This is a genomic window from Hydrogenophaga sp., from assembly GCF_041633695.1.
In the GTDB taxonomy this organism is placed as follows: Bacteria; Pseudomonadota; Gammaproteobacteria; order Burkholderiales; family Burkholderiaceae_C; genus Hydrogenophaga.
The window spans coordinates 1-10635 of the sequence record NZ_JBFJMY010000125.1 but is presented as its reverse complement, the minus strand read 5'-3'; the positions used below and the strand labels follow the sequence as shown (position 1 = coordinate 10635).

Annotated in this window: 7 protein-coding genes; 2 read left to right on the top strand and 5 right to left on the bottom strand. The window is 64.3% G+C overall.

From position 1 onward, the window contains the following. Positions 1-189: 189 nt before the first annotated feature. Positions 190-1968 (bottom strand): ABC transporter ATP-binding protein/permease, encoded by a 1779-nt coding sequence (locus ABYB95_RS09850; RefSeq protein ID WP_372658305.1) that lies wholly within the window; start codon positions 1966-1968, stop codon positions 190-192. Then, positions 1965-3356, bottom strand: coding sequence for a sensor histidine kinase (locus ABYB95_RS09845; protein ID WP_372658304.1), 1392 nt, complete (start codon positions 3354-3356; stop codon positions 1965-1967). Before ABYB95_RS09845 ends, ABYB95_RS09850 begins: the two co-directional genes overlap by 4 nt. Positions 3357-3389: 33 nt before the next feature. Between ABYB95_RS09845 and ABYB95_RS09840 the strand changes: the two genes are divergently transcribed. Together ABYB95_RS09840 and ABYB95_RS09835 are read left to right on the top strand one after the other, a co-directional pair. Continuing rightward, positions 3390-4022 (top strand): response regulator, encoded by a 633-nt coding sequence (locus ABYB95_RS09840; protein WP_372658303.1) that lies wholly within the window; start codon positions 3390-3392, stop codon positions 4020-4022. 350 nt (positions 4023-4372) lie between these two features. Continuing rightward, a complete protein-coding gene (locus ABYB95_RS09835; RefSeq protein ID WP_372658302.1) occupies positions 4373-7447 on the top strand; it encodes a hypothetical protein in 3075 nt (1024 codons plus the stop codon). 88 nt (positions 7448-7535) lie between these two features. Here the strand turns inward: ABYB95_RS09835 and ABYB95_RS09830 are convergent, their stop codons facing one another. The 3 genes from ABYB95_RS09830 to ABYB95_RS09820 form a co-directional block, all read right to left on the bottom strand. Continuing rightward, a complete protein-coding gene (locus tag ABYB95_RS09830) occupies positions 7536-8444 on the bottom strand; it encodes a 5'-nucleotidase (RefSeq protein WP_372658301.1) in 909 nt (302 codons plus the stop codon). A 118-nt stretch (positions 8445-8562) separates the two neighbouring features. Beyond that, a complete protein-coding gene (gene gspF, locus ABYB95_RS09825) occupies positions 8563-9792 on the bottom strand; it encodes a type II secretion system inner membrane protein GspF (RefSeq protein ID WP_372658300.1) in 1230 nt (409 codons plus the stop codon). A gap of 83 nt (positions 9793-9875) precedes the next feature. Continuing rightward, positions 9876-10635: GspE/PulE family protein (locus tag ABYB95_RS09820; protein ID WP_372658299.1), on the bottom strand; the 760-nt coding region annotated here is incomplete at its 5' end.

The following is a 10635-nucleotide window of genomic DNA, read 5'->3' as shown; positions in this document are numbered from 1 at the left end:
GGCCCTGGATTTATGGCCGCGCCAGCATCTTCGCGGCCCTGCCCAGCCGCAAGTTCCTGCCTCGGCGCACCCAGGTGTTTCTGGACTACCTGACGGAGCAGATCCGGGACAAGGTGTCGCAGGTGAACAAGTCCGTTTGCCCTGGGCTGTGAGGGCTGCGCCTGTGGCGGTGCGCAGCTGATCTGCCACTCAAGTGGCGACCAGCCGGTAGCGCGCTTCGCCCGATGCATCGGTCTCCAGCGACCACTGCTTGTTGTGGAAAGCCGCCACTGTGGGCCGGTGCGCGATCGACACCAAGGCGCCGTTGGAGGATTTCACCAGCGCCTGCAGCCTGCTGTAGAGCGTGGCTTCGGCCGTCTCGTCCAGCGCGCTGGTGGCTTCGTCCACAAACAACCAGCGGGGCTTCTTCAGAAAGGCGCGCGCGATGGCCAGGCGTTGCTGCTCACCGCCCGACAGCTTCTGGCCCCAGGTGTCTTCGTCGTCGAGGCGGCTGGCCAGATCGGGCAGCAAGGCGTCGCTCAGGGCTTGCCGCAAAGCGTCGTCGCTGTAGTGCTGGGCGGCTTCGGGGTAGGCGAGCGCGGCGCGCAGACTGCCGTTCGGGAAGTAGGGCCGCTGCGGCAGAAACATCACCCGCTGATCAAAATCGGCGGGCAGGCGCACGCGTCCTTTGGCCCAGGGCCAGATGCCGGCCAGCGCACGAAACAACGTTGACTTTCCGCTGCCAGATGGACCTTTCACCAGCAAGTTGTCGCCCGCCGCCAGGGTCAGGGCTTGCGCGCCCAGGAGCGCCGCGCCGCCCGGCAAGGCCAACTGCAGGTTCTCGACCTGGAGGCTGTCGCCATCGCTTTGGCCGTCCGGGTTGGCAGGCGTCAGTTCGGACGTTTGCAGCGCCAGAAAGCTGGCTTCAAAACTGATGATGCGGTCGGTGGTGGCGCGCCAGGCCGCGAGGCTGCTGTAGTTGTCGACGAACCAGGAGAGCGAGTCCTGGACCCGGCCAAAGGCGGATGAAATTTGCATCAACTCGCCGAGCTGGATGGCGCCGCTGAAAAAGCGCGGTGCGGCCACGATGAAGGGAAACACCACAGCGGCCTGGCCGTAGAAGTTGTTGAACCAGATGAGCCGCTTTTGCGCACGGATCAGGTTCAGGTAGTTGGTCAGCACGCGGGTGAAGCGCCCGCCCAGTTGCTGGCGTTCCACCGGCTCGCCCCGGTCCAGCGCGATCGACTCGCTGTATTCGCGCACCCGCACCAGGTGGTGGCGAAAGTCGGCTTCGAAACGCTGCTGGCGAAAGTTCAGGTCGATCTGGGGCCGGCCTATGTAGTGGGTGAGCACACTGCCGGCCAGGCTGTAGATCACCGCCATCCAGACCATAAAACCGGGGATGTCGTAGGCCTTGCCTTGGAACTCAAAAGCGAAACTGCCGGAGAGGCTCCAGAGAATGCCGACAAAGCTCAGCAGCGTGACCACGGCGTTCATCAAGCCCATGGTCAGCCCGACGGTGTCGCTGGTGAACATGTTCAGGTCTTCGGCGATGCGCTGGTCGGGGTTGTCGGGTGGTGCGTCCTTGGTCTTGGAAAAGCGGGCCAGCTCGAGTTGGTAGAAGGCCTTGTTGGACAGCCAGCGGTCCATGTAATGGGCGGTCATCCAGTTGCGCCAGCGCAGCTGCAGCAGTTGCGTCAGGTAAAAGCGGTAGACCGCGATCACGATGAAGGCAAAGGCCAGGTAGGTGAACCGCCCCAGCTCGCGCCAAAAGACCGGCTGGTCCTTGTTCTGCAAGGCATCGTAGAAGCCGCGGTTCCATTCGTTGAGCAACACCAGCATGTACACCGCCGCCAGATTCAGCACGATGATCGCCGCGAGCAGCCCCCGCGCTTTCCATTTTTCTTCCGACTGGAAGTAGGGCAGCGCGAGGCGGATCACCTTGCGGGTGAATACGCGAAAGCTCTGGAATTTGTCGATCAGGGTCATGGTGTCACTGGCTCAGGGAGATGGATCGGGTGCGAAGCGTTGGCTGGCAGCGTGCGCAACCCGCAGAAGGTGAAGGTGGAACCGCATCCAGGCTGCGATACCACCATGATGTCACTACCGAGGTAGCTGGCCTGGGCCTTGGCAATGGCCAGCCCCAGGCCATGGCTCTCGCTGGCCACACGGTCGTCAAAGCTGCGGTAGGCATCGAACAGCAGCGGGATGCGTTCCGCCGCCACGCCAGAGCCCGAGTCGCGCACCTCCACACACAGTTGCTGGCCGACGGGGTATTGCGTGCGCATCCGTGTGCCCACATACACGGCGCCCTGTTCGGTGTTCTTGATGGCGTTGCTCACCAGGTTCTGCAGGATGGAGTCGAGCATGCCGCGATCGGCCAGCACATGGTGGCGTGCAGCGGCGAAGTGCAGGCGCACACCCTTGGCCTGCGCCTGGGCCGCGAAGATGCTTTCGACGTGCGCGAACACCTCGGTCAGCGCCACCGCCTCCAGGATCACTTCCATGGAGCCGGACTCCAGCCGCGAAAGTTCCAGCAAGCGGTTCACCTGCCCGTGGATCGAGGCCACCGCCGTCTCGATCTTCGACGCGGTCTGAACCACCGTCTCACCGCCGACCTGCGGGGCGCTGTGGCGCAGGAAGCCGGTGTACATGGCGATCGCACGCAGCGGTTGTTTGAGGTCGTGGCTGATGCCGGCGAGAAACAGGCTCTTGGTGCGCGAGGCGCTTTCGGCTTCGGCCCGGCGAAAGCCCAGATCTTCGATCAGGTTCTGGTTCTCGTGGCGCAGGCGCATGGACTCGCGGTGCAAGCGGTTCGTCATGTGGGCGTAGTGCGCCATCGAGAACAGGAACAGCACGGTCAGGCCCGCAAGCACGAGGTGTTCCTGCGTGCCCGCCATGAGCAGCAGCGCCACGTAAGGCAGAAGGGCGGACAGCAAGAACAGGTAGAAGGCGGGCAGGTAGATCGACAGGGGCGTCACCGCGCCCCCAACGTGCCCGGCCAAGTAAGACCCGACCACCAGCAGGGTGAGTGGCTTTTGCGCGTCGAAGTAGAGCCAGGCAAACGCGCCCCAGGTGGCACCGGTGAACAGGGACGAGATGGCAAATCCGCGCATGATGGCGGCGTAGCCATGGCCTTGTTCCAACTGGGGCTTCATGTAACGCACAAACAGCTCGCGCAGCAGACTCAGCGCCCCGCCCACAAAAATCCACGCGGCAATGGCGGCGGTGGGCACGTTGCCGTACATGAGCCAGGCGCCCACCAGCGACATCAGTGTCACGCTGACATAGGGGTAGTGGATGTCGTTGACGAAGTACAGGGCAAAGGCCCTTTCTTCATACTTCGCAAGCGAGCCGACCTGTTTTTGCCCGAACATGGACCCAGCCTTTCAACACGATAATGCGCGACTATGCCACTCATCAAAGTCCTGATCGCGGAAGACCACGCCTTGCTGGTCGATGCCTTGCAGATGCTGTTGGGGACACAGCCCGACATGCAATGCGTGGGCGTGGCCAAAGACGGCGAGCGGGCGCTGGCGTTGGCGCAATCGATCGAGGCGGATGTTTTGCTGTTGGACTTGGGTTTGCCCCGAGTCGATGGCCTTGCCGTGATGGAGACGCTCCAGCGCGCGCGCTCACCCATCAAGGTGCTGGTGGTGACGGCGCGCCTGGATCAGCAGTCCATCCGTGGGGCCCTGGCCTTGGGCGCCGCAGGCTACCTGCCCAAGGACGAAGACAGCGACGAACTGCTGCTGGCCATTCGCCGAGTGGCCCAGGGTCGGCGCTACATCAGCGCCGAGATCGCCCAGCTCTTTGTGCCGGAGGCGCCCCGCGAGCCGGGCAGCCCCCTCACACGCAGCGAGACCACCATTCTGCGGCTGGTGGGTGAGGGGCTGACCAGCAAGGAAATCAGTCTGCAGCTCGATATCAGCGAAGCCACCGCCCGCAAGCACCGCGAGAACATCCGGCGCAAGCTCGGCATTCGCAACAGCGCCGAGATGGCGGCCTACGCCATCCGCTCGCAAGGCCTCACCGGGCCCTGAAGCCCCCACCGATCGCGGCATACGCCCAAGTGCGTAGAGGCGCCTGTGCGCGCTACGCACTTGGGCGAATTGTGGTGGCGCGCGCGTCTTCTTACGATGGGTACGTCGAAACGAGGCAAACGCACCCACCGGTGGGTGCCGGCAAAGCCCACCACATTGACCACGACTCAAGATGAAAAACCTCCAGTTGAATCGGCCAGGTTCGCTATTGGAACGGCGCCGCAGGCCAGTCTCGGGCTGGGCTGCGCCTGTACCCGTGCCAGCGTCGTCACCTCCTCGGGCTGTGGCGACCTCCCTCCTTCATCCGCTGTAACCCGATTCCCGGGTGCCATTCCATCGAGAGCCCAAACATGGCCGCCAATATTTTCGTGATCCGCCCCACCCAATTGCTGCGCTTGCTGGTGATGGCCAGTGTGCTGGCGCTGGCCGCTTGCGGCGGTGGAAGCGGTGGCGGAGACGACAGCGCGAAGGCCTCTGTTCCTGCGCGCATCGAGATCACGCCCAGCGCGGTGCTGCTCACCGCACCCGGTCAGAGCAAAACGCTGTCTGCCCGGGTGTTCGATGCGGACGACCAGCTGATCGAAGCCTCGGTGCAATGGGCGTCGAGCCGGCCTGAGCAAATGGCGGTGGATGCCAACGGGGTGCTCCGTGCCACCGGTGCAGGCGGTTCGAGCCAGATCACGGCGCGCATTGGCGCGCTGCAGTCGCCACCCCTTCTGGCTGTGCACACGGCGTTGCCTGCGGGTGCGGTGCTGCTCACCGATGCCAACATCGTGGGCCAGCCCGTGGAAAGCACACCAGATGCCGCCGCCAGCTTGGGCAACACCTATACCGTGCAGCTCACGGGCATGGCCGCACCCGCGCTGGGCGACTTGCTCATCAATACCGAAGGCAAGGTCGTGGCCGGGCGTGTCACCGCAGTGGACAGCATCGGTGGCGATCACCGCGTCACGCTGGCACTGGTGCCCGCGCGCGAGATGTTCCCCAACCTGGAAATCCGCGAAGTATTCGATTTGAACCAGGCCGAGGTGGTCATTCCAGAAGCCTTGCTCGCGATGTACACCGTGCAGAAAAACGGCAACACCTACACGTTCACCGCCAAACCGGATGCTCAGGTGCAGGGGCGAGCGCTGCCCCGATCCGACACGCGTCTGCGTGCGCAGGCGACCGCAGGGGTCGAATTCAAGCGCGGTCCCTTCACCTGCAAGCCGGCCTTTGACGGCGCAGCGGGCGCAGGTTCGGAGATTCTGGCCTTGGCAGGGCCGACGCCCTTGTTTGCCTTCACGCTGAACAACTCGCTCGACGTCTTGTTCACCAAGGCCCATGGGCTGGAGCGCTTTGTGCTCGGTGCCAAGCCGAATTTTTCGGTGCAAGCCGGCCTGACGGTGTTGGTGGCGGTAGAAGGCAAGGTCACTTGCGAGGTGGAGTTGCTGGTCATCAAAATTCCCGTGGGTGGCCCAGTGGCGCTGGTGATCGGTGGGCAGTTGCCGGTGGGCGTTGGCATGGAGTTGGCGGGCAAGCTCACGGTGGTCAACATGGGCATATCGGCCAAGGCCAGCGCCAAAACCACGGTGAATTTGGGCCTGTCTTGCCCGCAAGGTGCCGAGTGCGCTGTGGTCAGCGAGGTGGGTCCCCTGGATCTGAATTTCGAACCCACGGTGGATGGGCCCAGCCTGAACGATTTGCGGCTGGAGCCCAGTCTGTCCACCTATGCGTTCGTCAAAGCCGCTATCGGAAACCCGTTTCTGAAGTCCTTGCGCTTTGACGCTTTCCGCATCAAGGCGGGTGCCGCGCTCAAGGGCAGCTTTGCACCGCAGTTCGTGCAAATGGGCGACGCGGCCTACAAGTCCGATTACAAATTACTGGCCGAAATCAAAGCCGGGGTCGACACCGACTTTTTGGACCTGGCGGCTTTCCTGGGGTTGAATGCGGTGGCCGAAACCTTGGCCGAAATCAACACCGAGATCGGCAGCTCACCCGCGGGCACCGTCACCGCCGACCGGCCCACCTTTGTGGCTGGCGACACGGTCAACTTTCAAGTCAAGCTGGACCCGAGCAAGGTTGGCTTTTTGCCTTTGATTGGGCCTTACAACGTGAAGCGCATCTTGCTGGTGCGCAACGGCGACTTGGTGACCGCGCGCGAAGTGGCGCGGGTGCTGGCTGCGCCGGGACAGACCGACTTCGACATCGCCTTCACCGCCACCAACGCCGGACGCGCCGACGAGTTTTTCGCCTTCGTGGACACCGTGTTGCCACTCGATCTGGTCTCGCTGGAGCTGGGGCAGGTGCAGTCGACCGGCGACTGTGTGCCGAAGGCCGGTCAAGCGTACTGCTACACCGTCCAGGAGCTGCCCCATGTAGAGTCGAATTTCACCCCCTTGGGTATGAATGCACGGGGCGAAGTTCTCTTTCAAAAGCACAACTTGAGCAGTGCATTGCAAGGTGCCTGCACCGGCAGCGATGCGCCTGCGCAGGCTTCTTGCGGGGTGGTTTGGAAAACCGGTGCGGTTCGTGAATTGCCCCATCGATTTTTGCCAGTGGGTATTGCGGACGACGGCACCGTGGGTGGCAATCAACTGGAGGGGGCGACGTATTACCAGTCCATTACACATCCGGCCGTTGTTCTTTCCTCTGGCCAACCCAGTGTGATTCTGGCCAGGTCCACGCCGAGGTCGGGCAATACCCCGGACGCGGACGGCAAGACACTCGTCTCTCTGTCAGCGGGTGGGCGGGCCACGTATATTGCCGGCGACAACGGCTACTCCTACAGCGGCGCTGACCTGGGCTACTGCGATATGAGCATCCGGTATTGCCGCCGCTGGGTGTACCACGAGTCCCTTGGACCGGGGTGGGGCGCAGGCCTGGAAATTCGCCGGGACCAGTTGCCTGGGTCGGGAACCCTGTTTGGAAATATTTTCGATGGTGATGCCGCAGGTCGGGTCGGAAGTGCATCCCTTTACAGCAGCAACGATAGTGCAGGCATGAAGGACTTTCAGATCGGCGTGGTGGGACGGGTGAATGTGAGCGTGGATAGCCTGGGCACTGTGCTGTTCTTCTCACACCGGCCATCGGACTACAGCCAGGTGTTTGAACTGGATCCGCCAAGCCCCCATGCCCTGGTGGGGGCGCAGCCTTATGCCTTGGGGCGCAATGGCCACGCCTTGTTTTGCAGCGAGGCAGATGCACTAAGCGGCGCGCGGCGGGTACGGGTGGTGAACGTGCACACCGGAGAACAAGGCCCAGAGATCGCCCAGTCGCATTCCTTGACCCTTGCGGGGCATACGATCGATGTGTCCATTCCTTGCCGGCAGTCGCAAGGGAATTGGATCGACCCACAGGGGCGGATGCTGGCTTTTGCCAGCAGCACCACCAACCCCAATGTGGTCAGCGTGATCCTGACACCCCGTGGCCAGGCGCTGCCATGAATTTGGGGTCTACGGACCGGTTCACTCTGGCCGCTCGCGACGAGCGAGCGGACCCACGCTCAGACGTTTCAACGCGCAGCGACAGGATTCAAGGCTGGTGTGGAGCGTTCGAGACGCCGCTGGCCACATGCCCCGAAGGCACGTGCAGCGCGGCGTGTTCGATGTGGCCGGTCTGGTCGTCGAAGAAAAAATCGGGCTCGAACTCGCGCAGGAATTCGCCTTTGGGCAAGCCGCCGAGGAACATGGCTTCGTCCACCTCGATGTTCCAGTTCATCAGCGTGCGGATGGCGCGCTCGTGCGCCGGCGCACTGCGCGCCGTGACCAGCGCGGTGCGGATGCGGATGCTGGAGGTGCCTTCGGCTTGCAGGCGGTGCAGGGCTTCGAGCAAGGGCTTGAAGGGCCCACCGGCCAAGGGAAGCGCCGCCTTGCTGGCCTCGTGCGCCTGGAAGGCGGAGAGGCCTTCGGTCTGGAACACCCGCTCCGCCTCGTCGGAAAACAGCACGGCGTCGCCGTCGAAGGCGATGCGCACCTCGTGCGGATGCGCGTCGCTGGCGTGCACCGAATGGGGGTAGACCTGCGCGGCGGGCACACCGGCGTCCAGCGCGGCGCGCACGTCGGCCAGGTGGGTCGATAAAAACAGGTTGGCGCGCAGCGGTCGCAGATAGCGCCAGGGTGGCTGACCGCGTGTGAAACTGCCGCGCTGGATCGGCAGGCCGTAGTGCTGGGCCGAACGGAACACGCGCATGCCCGAGACCGGGTCGTTGCGCGACAGGATCACCACCTCCACCCGCTGCGCCTGCGCATCGTTGAAGGCCAGCAGCTTTTGCACCAGCGAAAAAGCCACGCCAGGCAGGGCCGGATGATCGAGCCGCTCCAGCTGCAGCTTCATGTAGGCACGGTCGTCGCCGGTTTCAAACAGGCGGTTCTCTTCCTCGAAGTCGAACAAAGCCCGCGAAGAAATCGCGACCACCAATTGGCCATCGAGCGTCACGGCCATACGCGCAGGTCTTCGATCGAGGTGGTTGCCTCCGGCACACACCGTGGAACCGGCTTTGCCGGGCCACTGGTGTGGTCCCCCCTCTGGGGGGAAGACGCGAAGCGGCGCAGGGGGGGCATCACTTGACCAACTGGTTGAGCTGGATGATGGGCATCAGCACCGCCAGCACGATCAGCATCACCACCAGTCCCATGCCCACGATCAGCAGCGGCTCCAGGATGGTGGCCAGGTGCATGGCGCGGCGTTGCACTTCGGCGCTCAACTGGGTGGCCGCGCGGCCGAGCATGGCGGGCAGCTGGCCGGTCTGTTCACCCAGGCGGGCGAACATGGCTACCAGCGGCGGAAAGCGTTTTTTGCTGGCGATGGCCGAAGCCAGCGGTGCGCCTTCGCGCACCAGCACCAGGGCGTCGAGCGCGTCGGCACGCATGGCGCGGTTGCTCAGGGTTTCGGTGGCGGTTTGCAGCGAACGCAGAATCGGCACGCCCGCCGACGCCAGCATGGCCAGGGTGGCGGCAAAACGCGCCGCGTTGTAGCCGCGCGCGAGCTTGCCCACCAGGGGCAGGCGCAGCCAGGCCGCGTCCATGGTCAGGCGCAGCGCCTCGTTGCGGCGCGCCATCACCACGCCACCGACGCTCAGCGCCAACAGGATGAGCATCAGCCAGCCCTGGTTGCGCACAAAAGCGCTGATGGACAGCATCACCACGGTGAGGAAGGGCAGCGCGCGTTTGCTCCCCGCAAACACCGCCGCCACCTGCGGCACCACGTAGCTCACGAGAAAAACCACGATCACGATGGCCACCAGGGTGACGATGGCCGGGTAGAGCGAAGCGGCGATGAGCTTGTTCTTCAGCGCCTCGGTGCTTTCCAGATCGTCGGCCAGGCGTTCGAGCACGGTGCCGAGCTGGCCACTTTGTTCGCCCGCTGCGATCACGGCGGTATAGGTGTTGGAGAACTCGCGCGGGTGTTGCGCCAGCGCCCGGGCGAACGGCGATCCGCCGTTGACTTCGGAGCGCAAGGCCGCCACCAGGCGTTGTTGTTGCTCGCTTTCGGCTTCGTCGGCCAGGGCCGACAGCGCCCGTTCCAGCGGCAAACCGGCGGCAACCAGCCCGGCGATCTGGCGCGTCCAGACCGCCAGCGTGGTGGGGTTGAAGACGCGACCGCCCCATAGGGTGATGTTGAGTCCGCCCAGGCGTTCGGCACCGGGCGCATGAACCGCCGGCTCGACCAGGATGGGGACCAGCGCGCGGGCCCGCAACATGCCGCGCGCGGCACGCGCGGTGTCGGCATCGATCATGCCTTTTTGGGTCGCGCCCTGGGCGTCCAGGGCTTCAAAGGTGTAGGCGGGCATGCTAGCGAGCGGCGGCGCTGGGCCGTCCCGTGGCACTAGGCCAGGTGGACACCGCCGGTCGTGGAGCGCATGGGGATTTCATGTCAATCCCGCGTGATGCTCATCACCTCTTCGGGCGAGGTGATGCCGGCGTCGATCAGACGCTGGCCGTCCTGGCGCATCGAGCTCAGACCGCCGGCTTCGGCGGCCACGTAGAGCTGGCTTTCGGCGGCGCGGTTGTGGATCAGTGCGCGGATCTTCTCGTCGGTGGCCATCAGCTCGTAAATGCCGGTGCGGCCTTTGTAGCCGGTGTTGCCACAGTGCGCGCAGCCCACCGGGTGCCACAAACCCTGCTCGTCTTGCTGGCGGCAATGCAGGCAGAGCTTGCGCACCAGTCGCTGTGCCAGCACGCCCAGCAGCGAGGAGCTGAGCAAAAAGGGTTCGATGCCCATGTCGGTCAGGCGCGTCACCGCGCTGGGGGCGTCGTTGGTGTGCAGCGTGGCCAACACCAGGTGGCCGGTGAGCGAGGCCTGCACGGCGATCTGCGCGGTTTCAAAGTCGCGGATCTCGCCGATCATGATCACGTCCGGGTCTTGCCGCAGGATGGCGCGCAAGGCCTTGGCGAAGGTGAGGTCGATCTTGCTGTTGACCTGGGTCTGGCCCACGCCTGAAAGCTCGTACTCGATCGGGTCTTCCACCGTCATGATGTTGAGCGAGCTGGCATCGAGCTTTTGCAGCGCCGAGTACAGCGTGGTGGTTTTGCCGGAGCCGGTGGGGCCGGTCACCAGGATGATGCCGTGTGGCTGCGCAATCAGCTGTTTGAAGCGCTTGAGCACGGAGCCTTGCATGCCCACGGCTTCCAGG